Raw genomic sequence first — 20,638 nt, 5'->3', positions numbered from 1 at the left:
CACGGCGGCTCGACGAACCGGCAGGATGGCAGGGTCACCCCGCGAACCGGAGGAGAAGAGGGGACCCGTGACCGACGTCGTACCCGTGCCTGTGCAGCTGCTCGACCCGGAACTGCCGCTGCCCACGTACGCCCATCCCGGCGACGCCGGGGCCGACCTGGTGGCGGCCGCGGACGTGGAGCTGCCACCCGGCGGCCGTGCCCTGGTGCCCACCGGCGTGGCCATCGCGCTGCCGGAGGGGTACGTAGGCCTGGTCCATCCTCGCTCCGGTCTGGCGGCCAGGCTCGGCGTGACGGTGCTCAACGCGCCCGGTACGGTCGACGCCGGCTACCGGGGTGAGATCCTGGTCAACCTGATCAATCATGATCGGGATATGCCGGCGAAGATCTCCCGCGGCGACCGGATCGCGCAGCTCGTGGTCCAGCAGGTCGCGCGGGCGCGGTTCGAGCCGGTGGTCGAGCTGCCCGCGTCCCGGCGCGGGACCGGTGGGCACGGGTCCACCGGTGGGCACGCCGGGCTGGTGCCGTCGCCGACGGGCCAGGACCGGGTCGAGCGGCGGCCGAGCGAGCCGGGCCGCGGGCAGACGGAAGAGGTGGCAGGGTGAGTGTGAACAGCGGAGGGCAGGCGCAGTGATCTTCTCCCGAAAGCGGGCCGATGCGGAGCGGCAGACCCGTGACGAGCGGGCTACCCAGGTCCCGGACCAGGGCGATGCGACGCCGACGCTGGAGCGCGGCCCGTACGACATCTCCGAGAGCTACGACGACGTGCAGCGACTCGATCTGGGCAGCCTGCACATCCCGGCGATCGCCGACGTCGAGGTACGGGTGCAGGCCGACCCGCAGGGTGTGATCCAGCAGGTGGTGCTGGTGCACGGCGACAACGCGCTCCAGTTGGGCGTCTTCGCCGCCCCCCGCTCCGAGGGGATCTGGGACGAGGTGCGCGAGGAGATCCGGCAGTCGCTGCTCCGCGACGGCGCGAGCGCGCAGGAGGTCGCCGGCGAGTACGGCCCGGAGCTGCACGCCCAGGTGAAGACCCCGGACGGCCCGACGAACCTGCGGTTCGTCGGAATCGACGGGCCGCGCTGGATGGTCCGGGGCGTGTTCCAGGGCCCGGTGGCCACCGACCCGGCCATGGCCGGGTCGCTCGTCGAGTGCCTGGACGGCCTGGTGGTCGACCGTGGGCAGGAGGCGAAGCCGGTCCGCGAGCCACTGCCGCTGCGGCTGCCCCGGGAGATCGCCGACCAGGCCGAGGCCGAGGCGGGCGACGCCGCGGCCGCGCCGCGTCAGGTCTGACCCGCGCGCACCGGCCCGCCGGAACCAGCCCCGTCGGCGTACGCTGGCGGCACGGTTCCGGCGCCGCCGGGGCCGGCCGGGGACGGCGAGCGTGGAGAGGGTGACGCGGAGGTCATGACGACCGACGAGGGCCGGGTGTCGCTGCGGCGCATCCTGCAGAGGTTCACCGCCAGCGAGGCCGAGATCGACGCGCAGGAGCTGCGTCGGGAGAGCGCCGAGTGCGGCGGGATCCCCGCCCAGCAGTGCTCCCGGGGTCAGCTGGTCTCGGTCGCTGGTCGGCTGCGCACGGTGGTCTACACGCCGCGCACCAATCTGCCCACCCTTGAGGCCGACCTGTACGACGGCAGTGACGTCGTCACCCTGGTCTGGCTGGGGCGACGGCACATCGCCGGGATCGAGCCGGGCCGGCATCTGACCGCCCGTGGCCGGGTGGCCGTGCGGGACGACCGCAAGGTCATCTACAACCCCTACTACGAGCTGGACTCGCCCAAGTGACGGCACTGCGGACGGAAGGCCGGCGATGACGACGGGACAGGACCGGGCGGCGCAGCCGGATACCGACCCTCAGAACGAGGAGCCGCTGCCGACGATCGCCGAGCAGATGGCCGACCAGCTCGGCGGCTGGCGCGGGCTGGTCGAGTCCAGCATCCCGGTCATGGTGTTCGTCGTCGCCAACATCATCGGCGAGCTGCGGCCGGCGGTGATCGCGTCGATCGCGGTCGCCGTGCTGATCGCCGGGCTGCGGCTCGCCCAGCGTCGGCCGATCCGGCACGCCGTCAACGGGCTCTTCGGCGTCGGCGTCGGCGCGGCCATCGCATGGCGTACCGGAGACGAGCGGGACTTCTACCTGCCCGGCATCCTCTACGGCATCGGCTACGGCATCGCCCTGCTGATCTCGGCCGCGATCCGGCAGCCGCTGGTGGGCTGGATCTGGTCGGTGTTGGTGGCCAAGGGCCGTTCGGAGTGGCGATCCGACCCGAAGCTGGTGCGCACCTTCACCCAGCTGACAGTGCTCTGGGGCGTGGTCTGGCTGGCCAAGGTGGGCGTGCAGGCCGGGCTCTACCTGGCCCACCAGGACACCGCCCTGGGCGTGGCCCGGCTGGCGCTCGGCTACCCGCCCTACGCGCTGCTGTTGCTGATCACGGTCTGGACGGTGCGCCGGGTCACCCGGGAGTCGCCGCCAGCCCCGCTGCCCAGCGCCTGAGCGACGCCGGGTCACCCGGCCCGCTCAGGGCGCCCGTCGGGCTCAGCGTGAGCTGCGGGTCCGTTCGACGCTGTCCGGCCCGAGGATCACCACGCGGACCTCGTCCTCCACCTCGGCGGTGCAGACGAAGATCAGCTCGTCGCCGGCCTCGATCGGGTCGTCCGGGCTGGGCACCAGGACCCGCTTGCCGCGCAGGATCGCCACCAGGGCGGAGTCGCGGGGCAGCGGCACGGCGTGGATCGGCTGACCGACGTAGGGGGCGGTCGGCGGCAGGGTGATCTCGACGAGGTTCGCCTCTCCCTGCCGGAAGGTCATCAGCCGGACCAGGTCGCCGACGGTGACCGCCTCTTCGACGAGCGCGGCCATCACCCGCGGCTTGCTCACCGCCACGTCCACGCCCCACTGCTCGGTGAACAACCACTCGTTCTCGGCCCGGTTGACCCGGGCGACCACCCGGGGCACCGCGAACTCGGTCTTGGCCAGCAGCGACAGCACCAGATTGGTCTTGTCGTCGCCGGTCGCCGCGACCACCACGTCGCACCCGGCGATGTTGGCCTCCTCCAGGCTGGCCACCTCGCACGCGTCGGCGAGCACCCACTCGGCCGTCGGCACCCTGTCCGGGCGCAGCATCTTGGGCTGGCGCTCGATCAGCATCACCTGGTGGCCGTTGTCGATCAACTCCTGGGCGATCGAGCGGCCCACGTTGCCCGCGCCCGCGATGGCGACCCGCATGGCTCAGTGCCCTCCTTCCGGCGGCGTAGCCGCCACCGACGTGACCGTCGCCACGATGTCATCGCTGACCAGCATGAACACCTGGTCGCCCTCCTGCACGACTGTGGAACCGGTGGGCAGTGTGCCGATGCCGAAGCGGATCAGGTAGGCCACCCGCGCCCCGGTCGCGTCCTCCAGCGTCCGCACCGGTCGGCCGATCCAGTCCTTGTGCACGGGCACCTCGACGATCGACACAGTGCTCGTGGGGTCGCGGAAGATCTCCACGTTGCCCTCCGGCACCAGGTGTCGCAGCATCCGGTCCGCCGTCCACCGCACCGTCGCCACGGTGGGGATGCCCAGCCGCTCGTAGACCTGCGCCCGGCGCTGGTCGTAGATGCGGGCGGCGACCCGGGACACGCCGAACGTCTCGCGGGCCAGCCGGGCCGAGATGATGTTGGAATTGTCGCCACTCGACACCGCCGCGAAGGCGTCCGCGCGCTCGATGCCGGCCTGTCGGAGCACCTCGCCGTCGAAACCGGCCCCGGTCACCGTGATCCCGGCGAAGTCGGGACCGAGTCGGCGGAAGGCGTCGGCGTCCTGGTCGATCACCGCCACCGAGTGCCCTCGGGACTCCAGGCTGTGGGCGAGGGTCGATCCGACCCGACCACATCCCATGATCACGACGTGCACGCTGTCCCTCCCAAGGTGCGTCCCGCTCCCGCTGCCGGTGGCCTTCGAGTGCGAGCCTGCCACGTCCCGGTCACGAGCGGGGACCGACCGTACCCCGCCGTCGCGAGCAGCGGTGATCGCCCACCCCCACGCGCCCGCCGTGGTGGTCGTACTCTTGGCGTTCGTGGCCAGTCCCACCTCGCTGCTGAAGCGGCTCCTGCTCGGTCGACCGTTCCGGTCCGACCGGCTGCAGCACACCCTCCTGCCGAAGCGCATCGCGCTGCCCGTGTTCGCCTCCGACGCGCTGTCCAGCGTCGCGTACGCGCCCGACGAGATCCTGCTGACCCTCTCCATCGCCGGTGCGTCCGCGTACTTCTTCTCGCCGTGGATCGCGCTGGCCGTGGTCGTGGTCATGCTCACCGTGGTGGCGAGCTACCGGCAGAACGTGCACGCCTACCCGTCCGGTGGCGGTGACTACGAGGTGGCCACGGTCAACCTGGGGCCGAAGTTCGGCGTCGGGGTGGCCAGCGCCCTGCTGGTCGACTACGTGCTCACGGTGGCGGTGTCGGTCTCCTCCGGGGTGGCCAACCTGGGCTCCGTGGTGCCGTTCGTGGCCACCCACAAGGTCCTGATCGCAGTGATCGCGGTGGTCCTGCTGACCGCTGTCAACCTGCGCGGGCTGCGCGAGTCGGGCACGGCGTTCGCCATCCCCACCTATGGCTTCGTGATCGTGATGCTCGGGATGCTGCTCACCGGGCTGTTCCGGGTCTTCGTGCTGGGCGACGAGCTGCGCGCGCCGAGCGCCGACCTGGTCATCCAGGCCGAGCACAGCGTGACCGGTTTCGCGCTGGTCTTCCTGCTGCTGCGGACGTTCAGCTCGGGCGCCGCCGCGCTTACCGGCGTGGAGGCGATCTCCAACGGGGTGCCGGCGTTCAAGGCGCCGAAGAGCCGCAACGCCGCCACCACCCTGCTGCTGCTCGGCACCATCTCGGTGAGCATGCTGGTCGGGATCATCTGGCTGGCCCGGCTGACCCACCTGCAGTTCGTCGAGGATCCGAACCTCCAGATCGTCTCCGGCCCCGAGGGGTACGTGCAGAAGACGGTCACCACCCAGCTCGGGGAGACGGTCTTCGGTTCCGGGTCGATCCTGCTCTACGTGCTGGCCGGGGTGACCGCCCTGATCCTGTTCCTGGCCGCCAACACCGCGTTCAACGGTTTCCCGGTGCTCGGCTCGATCCTGGCCCAGGACCGCTACCTGCCCCGCCAGTTCCACACCCGGGGCGACCGGCTGGCCTTCTCCAACGGCATCACCTTCCTCGCCCTCTTCGCGATCGTGCTGATCGTCGGCTTCCAGGCCGAGGTGACCAAGCTGATCCAGCTCTACATCGTCGGGGTCTTCGTCTCGTTCACCGTCTCCCAGGCCGGCATGATCCGGCACTGGAACCGGCACCTGCGCACCGAGCGGGACCCGGAGGCACGCCGTCGGATGGTCCGCTCCCGGGCGATCAACACGTTCGGCATGGGCCTGACCGGCACGGTGCTGGTGATCGTCCTGATCACCAAGTTCCTGCTCGGCGCCTGGATCGCGATCGCCGCGATGGCGGTGATCTACGTGCTGATGCTGGCGATCCGGCGGCACTACGACCGGATCGCCGTCGAGCTGACCCCGCCGGACGAGGGCCGGGCCGTGCTTCCCGCCCGCAACCACGCGATCGTGCTGGTCAGCAAGGTGCACCAGCCGACGCTGCGGGCCATCGCCTACGCCCGCGCCACCCGACCGGACACGCTGACCGCGGTGACCGTCAACGTGGACGACAAGGACACCCGGGACCTGCAGGCCGACTGGGAGCGCCGGGAGATGGCCATCCCGCTCACCGTGATCGACTCGCCGTACCGGGAGATCACCCGCCCGATCCTGGACTTCGTCGCCTCCACCCGCCGTAAGTCGCCCCGGGACGTGGTCACCGTGTTCATCCCGGAGTACGTGGTCGGCCGTTGGTGGGAGAACCTGCTGCACAACCAGAGCGCCCTGCGCCTCAAGGGCCGGCTGCTCTTCGAACCGGGGGTGATGGTGGTCAGCGTGCCGTGGCAGCTCGCCTCGACAGCGAGCAAGAACCTGGACCGGCTGGACGCCACGCTGTCCCGGACCCCGGCGCGGGGGCCACGGAGCGCCGTGCCGCCGCTGGTCGCCGCCCCGCCGGTGGCCGCGCCGCCCGGCGAGGGCGGGCCCGAGAACAGCGAAACGATGGGAAACACTCGTGACTGAGCCGGGCGGTCAGCGGACCGCGACACCTCAGACGCCGTCGGCGTCGTCTGCGTTCGAGCGGGGCCTGGCCGAGGCGGACCGGGTCGAGCTGACAGTCGACGCGGTCGCCCCCGGCGGGCACTGTGTCGCCCGGGTGGACGGGCAGGTGGTCTTCGTCCGGCACGCGCTGCCCGGGGAACGGGTCATCGCCGAGGTCACCGAGGTGCACCGGGGGTTCGTCCGAGCCGACGCGGTGACAGTGCTGGAACCCTCACCGGACCGGGTCGAGCCGCCCTGCCCGTACGCGAAGCCGGGTGCCTGCGGGGGCTGCGACCTCCAGCACGTCGCTCCGGCCGCGCAGCTGGCCTGGAAGACCGCAGTGGTCCGTGAGCAACTGGTCCGCCTCGGCGGGCTGACCGACGTCGAGTTGGACCGGCTCGGCGTCCGGGTCGAGGCATTGCCCGGTGGGCTGCTCGGCTGGCGCTCCCGGGTCCGTTACGCGGTCGACGCCGCGGACCGGGCCGGCCTGCTCAAGCACCGCTCGCACGAGGTGGTGCCGATCGACCGCTGCTGGATCGCCCACCCGGCCATCCAGCAGGTGCCGGTGCTCACCCCCACCGGTGCCCGCTGGCCGGCCGCCGAGGCGGTGGAGACCGTCGCCAGCACCGGCGGGGACGTGACCGTCACGGAGATCCGCGACGGGGTGCCCACCCCGGTCAGTGGCCCGACCGAGGTCCGCGAGGTCGCCGCCGGACGGGACTGGACGCTGCCCGCGTCCGCGTTCTGGCAGGTGCACCCGGCCGCGGCGGACACCCTCTCCACGGCGGTCCTGGAGTTGCTGGACCCGCAGCCGGGCGAGATCGCCTGGGACCTCTACGGGGGCGCTGGGCTGTTCGCCGCCGGCTTGGCCGAACGGGTCGGCGCGACCGGCCGGGTGACAGTGGTCGAAGCTGCGGCGCAGGGTGTCGCCGCCGCCCGGCAGAACCTCGCCGACCTGCCCAGCGTCGAGGTGGTGTCGGCCCGGGTGGAGACCGCGCTGGCCCGCCGACGGATCACCGGCCCGGTCGACGTGGTGGTGCTCGACCCGCCGCGCTCCGGGGCCGGCGCCCCGGTGGTCCGCGCGTTGGCCGCCGCCGGCCCACGGGCGGTCGCGTACGTGGCCTGTGACCCGGCCGCCTTCGCCCGGGACGTGCGCACCTTCGCCGACCTCGGCTGGCGGTTGGCGGCGCTACGGGGGTTCGACCTCTTCCCGATGACGCAGCACGTCGAGCAGGTCGGGCTGCTGCTTCCGCCGGACGCGCTGTAGAACACCGCGCGTCAGCCCCTGACCGGGTGCTCAGCTGCCCACTTGCCGCCCGGTCCGGGTGCGGGGGGCTCGGGCCGGGCTGCGGAGTACCGGGGGGCCGATAGACTCTCCGGTCATGAGTGTTGAAGAGGACACGGCCAACCACGGCCGGCTGCTGGGGACGGTTCGCGGTCCGCAGGACGTCAAGCGGATGTCCGGCGAGGAACTGGACGTCCTCGCCGCCGAGATCCGGGACTTCCTGATCACCAAGGTCTCCCGTACCGGCGGGCACGTTGGGCCCAACCTCGGTGTGGTCGAGCTGACGCTCGCCATGCATCGCGTCTTCGACTCCCCCCGGGACCGGCTCCTGTTCGACACCGGGCACCAGGCGTACGTACACAAGATCCTTACCGGGCGTCAGGCCGGCTTCGACAAGCTCCGCCAGCGCGGTGGCCTCTCCGGCTATCCCAGCCAGGCGGAGAGCGAGCACGACCTCATCGAGAACTCGCACGCCTCCACCGCGCTGTCCTACGCCGACGGCCTCGCCAAGGCGTACGCCCTGCGCGGTGAGGCGCGCAGCGTCGTGGCCGTGGTCGGAGACGGCGCGCTGACCGGCGGCATGTGCTGGGAGGCGCTGAACAACATCGCCACCGCCGGCAACTCCCTCGTGATCGTGGTCAACGACAACGGCCGGTCCTACTCACCGACCATCGGCGGGCTGGCCGACCACCTCTCCACGCTGCGGCTCAACCCCGGCTACGAGAAGGTCCTCGACACCGTCAAGGACGCCCTCGGCTCCACGCCGCTGGTCGGCAAGCCGATGTACGAGGTGCTGCACGCGGTCAAGAAGGGCATCAAGGACGCAGTCGCCCCGCAGGCCATGTTCGAGGACCTCGGCATCAAGTACGTGGGCCCGGTGGACGGGCACGACGTGACGGCTGTCGAGGCGGCGCTGCGCGCGGCCAAGGGCTTTGGCGGCCCGGTCATCGTGCACGCCGTCACCCGCAAGGGCTACGGCTACCGTCCCGCCGAGGAGGACGAGGCGGACTGCCTGCACGGCCCCAGCAGCGCCTTCGACGTGGAGACCGGCGCGCTGCTGGCCGCCCCGTCGGTGAAGTGGACGCACGTCTTCGCCGACGAGCTGCTGGCCATCGCCGACGAGCGCCCGGACGTGGTGGGCATCACCGCCGCCATGGCCGAGCCGACCGGCATCGCCAAGCTGGCCCGCAAGTACCCCGAGCGGGTGTACGACGTGGGCATCGCCGAGCAGCACGCGGCCACCTCGGCGGCCGGGTTGGCGCTCGGTGGGCTGCACCCGGTGGTAGCGGTCTACGCCACCTTCCTCAACCGTGCCTTCGACCAGGTCCTGCTGGACGTGGCGATGCACAAGCTGCCGGTGACCTTCGTGCTGGACCGGGCGGGCATCACCGGCCCGGACGGGCCGAGCCACTACGGCATCTGGGACATGTCGGTCTTCGGGGTGGTGCCGGGGCTGCGGATCGCCGCTCCCCGCGACGCCGCCACCCTGCGGGAGGAGCTGCGCGAGGCGATAGCCGTCGACAACGGCCCGACAGTGGTGCGGTTCCCGACCGGTGCGGTCGCCGCGGACCTGCCGGCGCTGCGCCGGGTCGGCACTGTCGACGTGCTGGCCGAGTCCGCCCGTACCGACGTGCTGCTCGTCGCCGTCGGCTCCTTCGGCCAGTTGGGCATGGAGGTGGCCGCCCGGGTCGCCGAGCAGGGCTACGGGGTCACCGTCGTCGACCCGCGCTGGGTTCGTCCGGTCCCGGCGGAGCTGGTCGACCTGGCCGCCCGCCACCGGCTCGTGGTCAGCGTCGAGGACGGCGTCCGGGTCGGCGGGGTGGGCGACGCGCTCGCCCAGGCGATGCGCGACGCCGACGTCCGGGTGCCACTCAAGGACCTGGGTGTGCCGGCCGACTGGCACCCGCACGGCACCCGCGCGCAGATCCTCGCCGACCTGGGCCTGACCGCTCAGGACGTGGCTCGCAACGTCACCGGCTGGATCTCCGGCCTGGACGCCACCCCGGACCGCCTCACCCCCAGCGACGCGGCCGCACAGAACTGACGAGAACGAACGACGGCGGGCGCCCCTCGGGACGCCCGCCGTCGTGTATCCATCCCGGACTCCCTCACCCCGCCCCGCCCCGCCCCGCCCCGCCCCGCCCCGCCCCTCGCCCCTCGCCCCGTCCTCGCCGATCTTGCACTTTCGGTCGGCGGTATGCGCCTTGAGCCCCAATTTGTCGGCGCAGAAAGTGCAAGATCGCGGGGGTGGGGTGGGGTGGGGCGAGGGTGGGGTGGGGTGGGGTTTAGCGGGGGGAGATTGAGCGGTAGTGGGTCTTGTCGGTGTTGGCGAGGCTGTAGGTCTGGGAGCGGGACGGGGTGGGGATGACCGCCAGGCCGGGGCGCTCGACCAGCAGGGGAGTGCCCGGCGGGACGGACAGGGAGCTGTCCCGGGTGGCCCGCCAGCTCAGCACCACCAGCGGCTGACCGGGCACTGGCAGTTGGTACGCCTGCAACGGGGTGGCCCGGTCGGCGGGTGAGACGACGGGTGCGCTCCCGTCGGCCGGTCGGTAGATCACCGCCGTCATCGCACCGGCGTCGGTGTCCCAGCTGAGCTGCTGCAACTCGGCCGGCTCGCCGCCGCCGAGGGCGACTTCGCCGAGCGAGCGCACGGTGAGCTTCGCCATCGGCCAGGACGTCGGCACCGAGCGTGGGGCGTCCCGGTCCCCGATCCGGCGCGGGATGCTGCCGAACGGGCCCCGGTCGCCGGACAGCACGCAGGTGTCCAGGCCGGTGAGCGCCCGCCGGCCCGTGCCGGACTCGTCGCGGACCAGCGGGTAGCGCGGGTCGACGGTGCCGGTGCCCAGGTCGAGCAGCCGGTCGGCAGCCCGCCCACGGGGGAGCGACTCCGTGGTCCGCAGGGTCGCGGTCACGCCGACGGCCGTGCAGGACGGCACGTCGACAGGTGCGCTGAGACCGTCCGCGATGGTCAGCGTCCGGTCCTGCGGCCCGAGGAGGCTCTGCACCCGGGCCGAGACCAGGTAACGCCGGCCGCCGGCCGTCTGCACCGGCAGCACGTCGGAGTAGACGAGGTAACCCGGGTCGGTGTACTCGGTGGCGCGGGTCACCGCGTACCGGTCGCCCTCGCGGGTCAGTTGCAGCAGCCAGGAGGCGCTTTCGCCGGGTACGTCGGCGGCCACCAGCGCCACCGGGGCGCCGTCGACCCGACCGGAGAAGAGGATGCCGGACGAGGGCAGGTGCGCGCGGTCGTCGGCCGGCGACCGCCAGCCCCGGACCGCCGCAGTGACCGCTGCCGTCGCGGTGGCGTCTCCGGAGAGGTCGCCGCGGGGCGGCCACACAGCGAGGGTGCCGTCCAGGCTGTCGTACCCGACCTGGAGGTTCTGGGGCTTCCGCTCGGCTACCGGGCCGCAGGCCGTGCCGGCCAGCAGCGCGCTCAGCAGGACGGGAAGCGCCCTGCCGTACCGACGGCCTGGAGTCACCTGGCCCGCCCCCGATCGCCTCGCCGTCGCTGTCGGAAAGCGCCATAGTACGAGATGTCCGATGCGGGGCCTCAGCTGGCCGGCACTCGAACCACCACAATGGACACCACCGGGGGTTTAGGGCGTTTTGGTTGCTCCGGTAGACTCCGCCGACTGTGACGCCTGCCGAGTCCCGCGCCCTGCCCGCGCCGCACACGGAGGCGGCAGCCGACTCCGCCGAGCTGGTGAATTACCGCACACCGGCCGGCCTCCTCGCCGGCCCGCCCGCGCTGACCGCCCCCACCACAGACCCGGCCGACCCCGAAACGCCGGCAGAACCCGAAGCGCCAACGGAGCCCCAAGCGCCGGTCGAGAGCGCGGTGCCGACGCGGGCGCGGTGGCGTCGGTGGACTCGGCGTCGGCAGCACCTGGCGGTGGGCGGGCTGTTCCTGCTCGCCGCACTCTGGGTGACCAGCCGGATCTGGCTCGACCCGTCCGGCCGGGTGGCCTCGCTCTACACCGGTGACCCGGCGCAGGTGCAGTTCTTCCTCGCCCACTCGGTCCGCGTGGTGTTGCACGGCGAGTACCCGTTCTACACCGAGCAGTTCAACTACCCGGACGGCGTCAACCTGATGGCCAACACGGCCGTGCTGGCGCTGGGCATCCCGATGGTCCCGGTGACGCTCCTCTTCGGGCCGGCGGTCTCCTTCGTGGTGCTGGTCACGCTCGGCCTCGCCGGCACCGCCATGGCCTGGTACCTGATGCTCTCCCGCCACCTGGTGCGTACCCCGCTCGCGGCGGCGGTCGGCGGCTGGTTCTGCGGGTTCTCGCCCTCGATGCTCTCGCACGCCAGTTGGCACCCGAACATCATCAGCCAGTTCCTGCTGCCGTTCATCGTGTGGCGGGTGCTGGTGCTCACCCGCTCCGGAAAGCCGGTCCGGGACGGGGCCCTGCTCGCCCTGCTGGTCGCCGCGCAGGCGTTCATCAACGAGGAGATCCTGCTCTTCACGGCGATGGCCTGCGGCGTCTTCCTGCTGGCGGTGCTCGCCCAGGAGCCGGCGCGGTGGCGGGCGGCGTGGCGACCCCTGGGCGCCGGCGTGGCGACCTGCGCGCTGCTGGCCGGGGCGCTGCTGGCGTACCCGCTGTACGTGCAGTTCGCCGGGCCGATGGCCTACCACGGGCTCAGTGACGCGGTGCAGGACTACGGCAACGACATCGCCGCCTTCTTCGCCCCCGGCTCGCCCACCCTCGGCGGCAACCAGCGAGCCAACATCAACCTGGCGCCGAACTACTCCGAGGAGAACGCCTTCTTCGGCTGGAGCCTGTCGATGCTGGCCATCGGCATCGTGGTCTGGCTGCGCCGGGAGTTGATCGTCCGGGCGCTCGCGGTGACCGGCGTGTTCTTCGCCGTGCTCTCCCTCGGCGAGCGGGTCTCCTGGTGGGACCGCGAGCTGATCACCGGGCCGTGGCAGTGGTTGGTTCACCTGCCGCTGCTGGACGCGGTGGTGCCGACCCGGTTCGGGCTGATCACCAGCGTGGTGGTGGGCCTTCTGCTCGCGCTCGCCGTCGAGCGGGCCTGGGCACTGCGCCCGGCCGACCGCCGTACCGTCCACGTGCTCACCGCCGCGGGCCTGGCCTTCGCGCTGCTGCCGATCGCGCCGATGCCGCTGAGGATGGTCTCCCGGCCGCCGGTGCCGGACTTCATCACTGCGGACCGTTGGCGGGCGTACGTCGGGCCGGACCAGACGCTGGTGCCGATCCCGGTGCCCAGCATGGGCAACACGCACGGCATGCGCTGGGCGGCGGCCACCAACCTCGACTTCAAGATCCCCGGCGGCTACTTCCTCGCGCCCCGCAACGGCAACACCGGTGACGCGGGCCGGTTCGGCGGTCGTCCCAGCGGGGTGGGCCAGATGCTGGAGGAGGTGGCGACCACCGGCCGTACGCCCAAGCTGGACGACCGGCAGCGTCGGCGCTTCACCGACGAGCTGCGGCACTGGCGGGCGGCGATCCTGGTTCTGCCGGTACGGCAGCAGAACGCCGAGCCACTGCGACGTACGGTCGAGGAGCTGGTCGGCCCGGGCCGCCAGGAGTTGGATGTCTGGGTCTGGGACGTCCGGACGCTCACCGACCGTTCGGTCTGATGACCACCGGGACGACGTCCCCGAACATTTCGCTCCCGGCGACGGTCGGCGCGTCCCGGCCGGCCTGGCTGCGGGACGCGCTGGTGGTGGCCGGCTATCTGGGCCTCGCCGTGCTGGTGACCAGCGGGCAGTGGGGTCGCCCGTGGCGGCTGTTCCACCAGGCCGGTGACCAGATCCTCTTCGAGTGGATGTTGGCCCACGCGGCGCATGCTGTGGTCGAGGGGGAGAACCCGCTCTTCAGCACCGCGTTGAACGCGCCCGACGGGGTCAACCTGATGGCGAACACCTCGGTGCTCGGCCTGGGTGTCCCACTCACCCCGGTCACAGTGCTCTTCGGCTCGCAGGTGGCGTTCTGCGTGGCGGTCGTCTGCTGCCTCGCCGGGACCGCCACCGCCTGGTACGTGCTGCTGCGCCGCCGGCTGGTCGGCACCCGGGCCGCGGCCGCGGTGGGTGGGCTGATGTGTGGCTTCGCCCCGGGCATGATCGCTCAGGCGGGCGCCCACCTGCACATCGCCGCCCAGTTCCTGGTGCCCGCGATCCTCGCCCTGGTGTTCCGGCCCGCCTCGGAGACCACGCGCCACGGGGTGTGGCGGCCCGGCGGCGGCCTGGGGCTGCTGCTCGTCTGGCAGGTCTTCATCGGCGAGGAGGTGCTGGTCTTCCTGGCGCTCGCGGCCGGGGTCTTCGCGTTGGGGTACGCGCTCGCCGACCGCGTGGCCGCACGGCGGCTCGCGCCGGCCCTCTTCGGCCGGCTGGCGGTGGCGGCCGGCGTGGCGGTGGTGCCGCTGGCGTACCCGCTGTGGTTCCAGTTCCACGGCCCGCAGCACTACTCCGGGATGGCGTTCGCCACGCAGGGCTTCCAACTGGACGTCGCCTCGTTCACCGCGTCGGCCCGACAGACAGTGCTGGGTGACGACTGGCTGCCGGGGCTGCTGTCGCCGAACCCGACCGAGGAGAACTCGTTCTTCGGCCCGGGTCTGCTGGTGCTCGCCGTGGTGATCGTGATCTGGCAGTGGCGACGACCACTGGTCCGGGCACTGGCCGCTTGCGGCGTTGTCTTCGCCCTGCTCTCGCTCGGCGACGAGCTGCGGGTGGACGGTGAGGCCACCGGCATTCCGGGGCCGTACCGGCTGGTCGGCGGGCTGCCGTTGCTCGATCTCGCGGTGCCGGCCCGGTTCGCGCTGGTCTGCGTACCGGTGCTGGGTGTGCTGGTGGCGCTGTCAGCGGACCGGGTCCGGGCCGCGCGCGGGCCGAACGTGGCGCCGGGCCTACCGGTGCGGCTGCTGTGGGCCGGAGCGGTCGCCGCCGCGTTGCTGCCCCTGATTCCGACGCCGATCCGCGTGGTGCCGGTCGCGCCGGTGCCGGCGTTTCTCGCCGCCGGTGGCTGGCGTCCGCTGGTACCGCCCGGTCGGACGGTGGTCGCGGTACCCCCGGTCACCGGTGCCGGGCGCAGCCCGGTGATGCTCTGGTCCGCCCGTACCGGTCTGACGTTCGCCGCGCCGGGCGGTTACTTCATCGGCCCCAGCGGCCCGGACGACCCGGCGGCCCGCTGGGGCGCGCCGGACCGGCCGACGTCGGTGCTGCTGCGGCAGGTGGCCGAGACCGGGACGGTGCCGGTGCTCACCGACGCCGACCGCCGCCAGGCCGTCGAGGACCTGCGGCACTGGCGGGCCGCTGTGGTCCTACTCGGGCAGCTGGAGCACGGTGACCCGGTCCGCCGCACAGTGGACGACCTGCTCGGCCCGGGCCGACCGGTCGACGGCGGGTGGTTGTGGGACGTCCGGGACCGCGTCGGCTGAGCCGACCGATGGTGCGGTCTTCGACTAACCCACCAGGGCGCGCACGTCCCAGACCCAGACGTCGTCGACCCGCTGCGCAGGCCCGATCAGCGCGGTGACCAGCTCACGGAGCACCGCCTCGCGGGGGTGCGCCCCGAGCACCACCACCGAAGCCCGCCAGAACCGCAGGTCCTCGACGGCCTGGCGGCGGTTCTCGTCGGTCAGCGCCGGAAGCGTACCGCTGTCCATTGTGGAGTAGATGAGGGAGCTGGTCGGTCGGTTCGGCGCACCGAAGACCCCCTCGCCCAGCTCGTTCGGGCCGATGAAGTAGCCGCCCGGGACGGGGAACTCCTGCCCGGTCAGCGCACTCCACCGCAGCGTCGGCAGACCGTGCACGTTGCTCGGGATCGGCACCGGCACCAGGGTTCGACCCGCCGGCACGTACGGCCGCCAGCCGCCCGCGGTGATGAAGTGCGGCGGCGGGTCGATCTGCTGGGCGGGCAGCGGGCGGGGAAAGAGCGGCAGCACGGCGAGGGCGACAGCCGCGTACCCCACCGGACGCAGCCACCGACGGCGCGACGCGACCGGCTCGGCGGACCTGGCGGGCTCGGCGGACACGGCCGGGGTCGCCTCGGTGGTGCGCTGGGTCGGCACCCGCGGCCGGTCGGCCACCGGGCGCCCCTGGCGGTGCGCGGCGTCCCAGGTCAACGCGAGCAGTACGCCCACCGCGGCGGCGACCACCAGCGTCAACCGCGTCGGCATCATCATCTCGACCAGCGGCAGGTCGTCCGACACGTACGACCACGGGCCGCGCACACCGGTCTCCACACCGTTGAAGCGCACCCACGGACCGATCGCGGCCACGCTGAACACCACGATGAGCACCGCGGCGATCCGCGCGGCCAGCGAGCGGCGTACGAGCAGCACCAGAGCCACCACCGAGAGCAGCACCAGCGGCCAACCGAACCAGGTGTTCTGCTCGGTCAGGCCGATCGTCTTCTCCACGGCCGGGTCACCGGCCCAGGTGTCCCGGGCGAAGGTGACGAAGGCGACCAGGTCCTCGCCCCAGTTGTGGAACACGCCGCCCTGCAGGCCCCGGTAGGACTGCGGGCCGTTGAACTGGAACCAGATCGGGTACGCGGTGAGCACCAGGGCCAGCCCGCCGGCGACGCCGAGCCCGGCCAGGAACGTGCCGGCGGCGGCCCGGGTGGCCCGCGGCCGCTGCACGGCGTACGCCAGCACGATGACCAGGCAGGCCAGCGCGGTGAGCAGCAGCATCTCCTCGTTGATGAAGATCTGGTACGCCACCAGCGCACCGAGCACGAGCCCGTTGCGTCGCCAGCGGCCCGGCTCACCCAGGGTCAGCACCCGCACCACGATCAGCGGGAGCAGGAAGTTGGACACGAAGTTCGGTTGGCCGTTGGCGTGGTGGATGATTCCCGGCGCGAAGCCGAGGAACGCGCCGCCGACGAACGCCGCCGCCCGGGAGCGCACCAGGTGGCGGGAGAGCATCCAGTAGCCGGTGCCGGCGGTGGCCGCCAGCGCCGCGCCCAGGTAGAGCGCGTACATCACCTGGGGGCCGAGCAGCATGGTCAGCGGGGCCAGCGGCAGGGTCACCCCGAGCAGCGAGGTGTTGGCCATCATGTTCACCCCGTCCGGGGCGTTCTGACGGGCCGTGAACAGCGGGTTCTCCAGGTGTCGCACCGAGAACGCGCCGTGCGCGAACAGCCACTCGAACCAGCTGTGATCGGTGGGCAGGTGCGAGGAGACCCGGCCGTTGACGTCACCCCAGTAGTTGAGGCAGACGAAGACGCCCAGCAGCACATAGGCTCCGAGGGCCAACAGGTCGGCTCGAGCCGGACGGCGTCGAGGCCGCCGTGTCGACTCGGCCTCGGCCGGGTCGGCGTCGGTCACGGGATTCAGCGAAGGGTCTACCACCGGCACAGCCACGACGCGCCATCGTACAGGCGGGGTTCCGTCGCTTTTGCCGGGCCGGTGCGCCGACGGTCGGTTTGCCGGACGGTGACCCGTCGGCCAGCCTTACCTGGTGACGGAAGGACGGTCGTTGTCGATCATCGAGCTGGGCGAGATTCGGGACGAGCCCACGTCGGCGCCTCCAATTCGTCGGCCGCGCGCCGCCGGTCGCCCGCTGCGCAGCGCGGCGGTGCTGTTGCTCAGCCTGGTGGTGCTGGCCGGTGCCACGCCGCCACCGCAGCGAACGGTGAGCGTGGTGCCGGCGTCGAGAACGGCCACCGCGTACCTGGCCGGGGACGGCGTCTTCGTGGTCGACCCGCCGACACCCGCCGGGGACCGGTACCTGACCGCGTACGCCCAGCCGGCACCGACCGATGCCGGTGTGCGGCGGCGGTGGCGGGCGCCGCTGGCCCGCACCGGTGACTACCTCGACGTCCGGGTCGAGCAGGGGTTGGTGCTGGCGATGGCGGTCAACGCCCCGAACCGACTGTTCCAGACCACCGCCTTCGACGCCGCGACGGGCCGGCAACGCTGGCAGCATCCCGGTGCTCCCCAGCCGACAACCGGCGGTGGCCTGCTGGTGACCGACGGCCGGGAGGACGGGTCGGGCGCGATGAGCGGGGTCGAGCCCGACACCGGCCGAGTGCTCTGGTCGGTGCCGATCCCGCCGGCCGCCAGCCCCACCTACCACCTCACCCCAGAGGGCCAGGTCGACCGGTTCGTGCTCCTGCAACCGACCGGCGAGGTGCAGGTGTACGACGCCGGCACCGGCCAGCTGCTGCGCAGCATCGACACGCTGACCGGTGACCGGTCGGCGTACCAGCGTGTGCAGGTCGTCGACGACCTGCTGCTGCTCGTCCCGCCGGGCAGCACCCGGCTGGTGAGCTTCGGGCTGGCCGAGTTGGAGCCACGGTGGACGGCGGAGGTGACGCTGGTGTCGCATGTGCTCGAGTGCGGCGGTCTGCTCTGCGCGGTACCGCAGACCGGCGGCCTTCAGGTGCTCGACCCGGCCACCGGCGCGGTGCGGTGGTCGGAACCGGGTCAGGACAACCTGGCCGACGTCCGGTACGGCCGGCTGCTGATGGCCAGGCCCGGCCAGGGGTACACGGTGCGGGACGCGGCCACCGGGCAGGTACGGACCGAACTGGGCGCGTGGAGCCTGCTGCCGGTGCTCCGGCCGGACGACCCGCTGGCCGGTGTGCGGCGGGGCGACGACGGTCGGATGGTCGTCGCCGAACTGGACCTGGCCGCCGGCCTACCGCGGATCGTGGACGTGCTACCGGGCATCGCCGGCAGCTGCCAGGCGTCCCTGCCGCTCCTGCTCTGCCAGCGCCTCGACGGCACGACCGCTCTGTGGAGGTTGACGCGGTGACCGACTCGGTGATCGACCTCGGCGAGCTGCGGCACGACCCGGACCCGGACCCGCAGGCCCGCCCACCTCGCGCCCACGGTCGCCCGCTGCGCTGCGCGCTGGTCGTGGTGCTCGCGCTGGTCACGCTCGCCGCCTCCGCCGTCGCACCACCCCGGCAGGCCCCGGTGACGCTGCCGGCCCGGCCCGGGTCCGACGTCATGATCGACGGTGACCTTCTCCTGGTCGTGGAGCCGACCAACCCGGCGCGGCAGGGGCGGCTGACCGCGTATCGGCTGCCCGGTGGCGAGCCGGTCTGGCAGGCGACGCTGTCGGCGGAGGCCCGCTACTGGGGAATGACTCCGCTGGCCGGGATGCTGCTGGCCACCGGGTACGAGATCGGCCCGGAGGGTCGGGACACACTCACCATCGCACTGGACCGGGCGACCGGGGCGTACCGGTGGCAGCAGCCGGGCACTGCCTCCCCGCTGACCGACGGCAACCTGCTGCTGCGCAGCGGCGGCGAGACCTTACCGTCCAGTCTGCGGGCGGTCGATCCGTGCTGCGGCACCGTGCGCTGGCAGCTCTCGGGCATCAGCGCCGACATGTTCGTGCGCGGGGACGAGCGCGGGGTGGACCGGGTGGTGCTCAACCAGTTGAACGGCCCGGTCGAGGTACGCGACGCGATCACCGGCGCGGTGCTGGCCCGCGCCGACCTGCGCCCGCCCGACGGTGGTCCGATCGGACTGGACCTGACAAAGGACCTGTTGCTGGCCATCGACAGAGGCTCAGGCACTGTCACCGCGTACGGGCTGGACGAGCTGAAGCCCCGCTGGACCCGCGCCAGGGTGCACATCGACTTCGCGCTGGACTGCGGCCCCGTCCTGTGTGTGCGCACCGGCAACAACGAACTCCAGGCGCTCGACCCGGCAAGCGGCGAGGTGCGCTGGCGCAGCAGCCAGTGGGGGTGGGCCTGGCCGGCCGGCGGCCGGCTGATGGCCAACCTCAGCGGTATCGGTCCGTTGGAGCAGTACATCGTGCTCGATGCGCTGACCGGCCGGCAGCTGGCCGACCTGGGCCGGTGGGAGCTGTACCAACTCGGCGCCGGCGGCCGGCTGGTCGGCATACGTCGGCATCCCGACGGAGGGGTGATCGTCGGCGAGTTGGACATCGCCGCCGGAAAGGTGCGCATCGTTGACGTGCTGCCCGATGCCTTCGGGGAGTGTCAGGCGATCAGCGGCTACCTGGTGTGCAGTGGCACCCCGGCCGGCTCGTACCAGCTCTGGAAACTGACCGACTGATCACCAGTTCGCCTGGGCGGGCGGCGAGGGCAGCGGCACCGACGCGGGTCGCAGCACGTACGCCACCCCGCCGCTGCCGCGCTGCCAGACCGCCTCGAATCCCTGCCGGGGCACTGTGCGACGGACCGCGTCGTCGTCCGGGGCGTACGGGTCGTTGAGCACCGGGTCGCCGTCGGCGGTGAAGCCGACCAGCACCATCAGGTGCCCTCCGGTGTCGTACCCGAGGCCCGGCACCTCGTCGGCCCGGAACGCGGCGGAGACGATCAGGGGGATGCCGGCGGCGACGAACGCCTCCGCCTCGACCAGCGACCGCAGCCGGGTGACGAACGCGTCCACCCCGTGCAGACCGGCGTACGCCGTGTTGAACGGCCAGTTGCCGGCCCCGGCGTACGCGTGGTCGTAGCAGTGCCGGGCGGCGTGCACCACCACCGGACGCGGGCCGGACGGCTCCACCCAGGCGTAGCGGTCCGGAGTCGGCTCGGCGCCCCAGTAGGCGAGCACCATCGAGGTGCAGGTGGGGCTGCACCAGGAGTCGCCGCCACCACCCCACTGCGGGTACTGGCCGGCGTGCAGCCGCTGCGAGTAGCGGGGCACGTCCAGCACCCGGCCGCGGGCAGCGGACGAGGCGGGCTCCGGCGCGTACCCCTGGTCAACGGTCGTGGGCCCGGTGGCGACCGCACCGATGCTGCGCAGCACCGGGCCGCTGGGGCTGGCGGAGGGCCGACACAAAGTCACCCGCGCCTGCCAACCGGTGACCGTCGCTCCGGTCACGATCAGGGTGTCGGTGTCGACCCGGGCGGCACCGTCGCGCTGTCCGGGCAGCGAGGTGCGCCGTACCGTCTGGTCGCCGGCGGCCCAGCGGGCCAGCCGGTACCACTCGGTGCTGGGCGCGTCGTCGTGCCAGCCGCGCAGGTCGACCTCGATCCAGCAGCCGTCCGGGGTGTCGGCCGTCCAGGACGGCACCACCTCGGCGACGGCGAAGCCGACAGGTACCGGCGGCGACGTCCAGGTGCCCCGCAGGGCGAGGCCGTCGAGGGCGAGCCCTGGACCGCCGGCGAGCAGGCCGTCGCCGCTGCCGCTGGTGGTGTCGGCCGGCAGGTGGAAACCCCGGTAGGCGATGTCTCGTCGGGTGGGTGGTGCCGCAGTGGTCATGCCAGGTCCGTCCGTCGCTCGATAACGCCGGCCAGCATCGC

16 protein-coding genes are annotated in these 20,638 nt (G+C 72.6%); 11 read left to right on the top strand and 5 right to left on the bottom strand.

Features of this window, described 5'->3' with window-relative positions; translation table 11 throughout:
- The first annotated feature begins 67 nt into the window (after positions 1 to 67).
- The 4 genes from dut (at position 68) to ABZS40_RS04345 (ending at position 2,496) form a co-directional block, all read left to right on the top strand.
- Positions 68 to 604 carry a dUTP diphosphatase gene (gene dut, locus ABZS40_RS04360; protein ID WP_354941784.1) on the top strand — a complete coding sequence of 179 codons (537 nt, stop codon included), beginning with the start codon at positions 68 to 70 and terminating at the stop codon, positions 602 to 604.
- A gap of 25 nt (positions 605 to 629) precedes the next feature.
- Complete coding sequence (locus ABZS40_RS04355; protein WP_354941782.1) at positions 630 to 1,292, top strand: DUF3710 domain-containing protein; 663 nt, start codon at positions 630 to 632, stop codon at positions 1,290 to 1,292.
- A gap of 114 nt (positions 1,293 to 1,406) precedes the next feature.
- Positions 1,407 to 1,787 carry an OB-fold nucleic acid binding domain-containing protein gene (locus ABZS40_RS04350; RefSeq protein WP_124816055.1) on the top strand — a complete coding sequence of 127 codons (381 nt, stop codon included), beginning with the start codon at positions 1,407 to 1,409 and terminating at the stop codon, positions 1,785 to 1,787.
- A gap of 25 nt (positions 1,788 to 1,812) precedes the next feature.
- Positions 1,813 to 2,496, top strand: coding sequence for a DUF3159 domain-containing protein (locus ABZS40_RS04345; RefSeq protein WP_354941780.1), 684 nt, complete (start codon positions 1,813 to 1,815; stop codon positions 2,494 to 2,496).
- 42 nt (positions 2,497 to 2,538) lie between these two features.
- Here ABZS40_RS04345 and ABZS40_RS04340 read toward each other — a convergent pair whose 3' ends face one another.
- Entirely contained in the window at positions 2,539 to 3,228 is a 690-nt protein-coding gene (locus ABZS40_RS04340) for a TrkA family potassium uptake protein (protein WP_354941778.1), read from the bottom strand.
- Positions 3,229 to 3,231: 3 nt separating this feature from the next.
- Positions 3,232 to 3,897, bottom strand: a complete 666-nt coding sequence (locus ABZS40_RS04335) for a TrkA family potassium uptake protein (RefSeq protein WP_354941776.1) — start codon at positions 3,895 to 3,897, stop codon at positions 3,232 to 3,234.
- Positions 3,898 to 4,060: 163 nt separating this feature from the next.
- Between ABZS40_RS04335 and ABZS40_RS04330 the strand changes: the two genes are divergently transcribed.
- The 3 genes from ABZS40_RS04330 (at position 4,061) to dxs (ending at position 9,489) form a co-directional block, all read left to right on the top strand.
- A complete protein-coding gene (locus ABZS40_RS04330; RefSeq protein WP_354941774.1) occupies positions 4,061 to 6,142 on the top strand; it encodes an APC family permease in 2,082 nt (693 codons plus the stop codon).
- Positions 6,143 to 6,206: 64 nt separating this feature from the next.
- On the top strand, positions 6,207 to 7,427 hold the full coding sequence (locus ABZS40_RS04325; protein WP_354942086.1) for a TRAM domain-containing protein: 1,221 nt from the start codon (positions 6,207 to 6,209) through the stop codon (positions 7,425 to 7,427).
- Positions 7,428 to 7,542: 115 nt separating this feature from the next.
- A complete protein-coding gene (gene dxs / locus ABZS40_RS04320) occupies positions 7,543 to 9,489 on the top strand; it encodes a 1-deoxy-D-xylulose-5-phosphate synthase (RefSeq protein ID WP_354941772.1) in 1,947 nt (648 codons plus the stop codon).
- 241 nt (positions 9,490 to 9,730) lie between these two features.
- Here the strand turns inward: dxs and ABZS40_RS04315 are convergent, their stop codons facing one another.
- Entirely contained in the window at positions 9,731 to 10,885 is a 1,155-nt protein-coding gene (locus ABZS40_RS04315; protein WP_354942084.1) for a hypothetical protein, read from the bottom strand.
- A gap of 398 nt (positions 10,886 to 11,283) precedes the next feature.
- Between ABZS40_RS04315 and ABZS40_RS04310 the strand changes: the two genes are divergently transcribed.
- Together ABZS40_RS04310 and ABZS40_RS04305 are read left to right on the top strand one after the other, a co-directional pair.
- Entirely contained in the window at positions 11,284 to 13,047 is a 1,764-nt protein-coding gene (locus ABZS40_RS04310) for a hypothetical protein (RefSeq protein WP_354942082.1), read from the top strand.
- Positions 13,047 to 14,843 carry a hypothetical protein gene (locus tag ABZS40_RS04305; protein ID WP_354941770.1) on the top strand — a complete coding sequence of 599 codons (1,797 nt, stop codon included), beginning with the start codon at positions 13,047 to 13,049 and terminating at the stop codon, positions 14,841 to 14,843. Before ABZS40_RS04310 ends, ABZS40_RS04305 begins: the two co-directional genes overlap by 1 nt.
- Before the next feature lie 24 nt (positions 14,844 to 14,867).
- Here ABZS40_RS04305 and ABZS40_RS04300 read toward each other — a convergent pair whose 3' ends face one another.
- Entirely contained in the window at positions 14,868 to 16,736 is a 1,869-nt protein-coding gene (locus tag ABZS40_RS04300) for a hypothetical protein (protein ID WP_354941768.1), read from the bottom strand.
- A 133-nt stretch (positions 16,737 to 16,869) separates the two neighbouring features.
- Here ABZS40_RS04300 and ABZS40_RS04295 point away from each other — a divergent pair, with 133 nt between their 5' ends.
- Positions 16,870 to 18,168, top strand: coding sequence for a PQQ-binding-like beta-propeller repeat protein (locus tag ABZS40_RS04295; RefSeq protein ID WP_354941766.1), 1,299 nt, complete (start codon positions 16,870 to 16,872; stop codon positions 18,166 to 18,168).
- Positions 18,165 to 19,445 carry a PQQ-binding-like beta-propeller repeat protein gene (locus tag ABZS40_RS04290; protein ID WP_354941764.1) on the top strand — a complete coding sequence of 427 codons (1,281 nt, stop codon included), beginning with the start codon at positions 18,165 to 18,167 and terminating at the stop codon, positions 19,443 to 19,445. The genes ABZS40_RS04295 and ABZS40_RS04290 overlap by 4 nt, the downstream gene beginning before the upstream one ends.
- Here ABZS40_RS04290 and ABZS40_RS04285 read toward each other — a convergent pair whose 3' ends face one another.
- A complete protein-coding gene (locus ABZS40_RS04285) occupies positions 19,446 to 20,597 on the bottom strand; it encodes a peptidase C39 family protein (protein ID WP_354941762.1) in 1,152 nt (383 codons plus the stop codon).
- Positions 20,598 to 20,638: the final 41 nt, after the last annotated feature.

This window comes from Micromonospora sp. NPDC005324 (genome assembly GCF_040607155.1).
GTDB classification, from domain to species: Bacteria; Actinomycetota; Actinomycetes; order Mycobacteriales; family Micromonosporaceae; genus Micromonospora; species Micromonospora trifolii.
The sequence above is the reverse complement of the archived record's forward strand: the minus strand, read 5'-3'. Positions and strand labels throughout refer to the sequence as shown.

Coding starts and splice junctions, on each gene's coding strand:
- ABZS40_RS04350 (WP_124816055.1), top strand. CDS start 1,407: ATGACGACCGACGAGGGCCGGGTGTCGCTGCGGCGCATCCTGCAGAGG.
- ABZS40_RS04345 (WP_354941780.1), top strand. CDS start 1,813: ATGACGACGGGACAGGACCGGGCGGCGCAGCCGGATACCGACCCTCAG.
- ABZS40_RS04340 (WP_354941778.1), bottom strand. CDS start 3,228: ATGCGGGTCGCCATCGCGGGCGCGGGCAACGTGGGCCGCTCGATCGCC.
- dxs (WP_354941772.1), top strand. CDS start 7,543: ATGAGTGTTGAAGAGGACACGGCCAACCACGGCCGGCTGCTGGGGACG.
- ABZS40_RS04305 (WP_354941770.1), top strand. CDS start 13,047: ATGACCACCGGGACGACGTCCCCGAACATTTCGCTCCCGGCGACGGTC.
- ABZS40_RS04285 (WP_354941762.1), bottom strand. CDS start 20,597: ATGACCACTGCGGCACCACCCACCCGACGAGACATCGCCTACCGGGGT.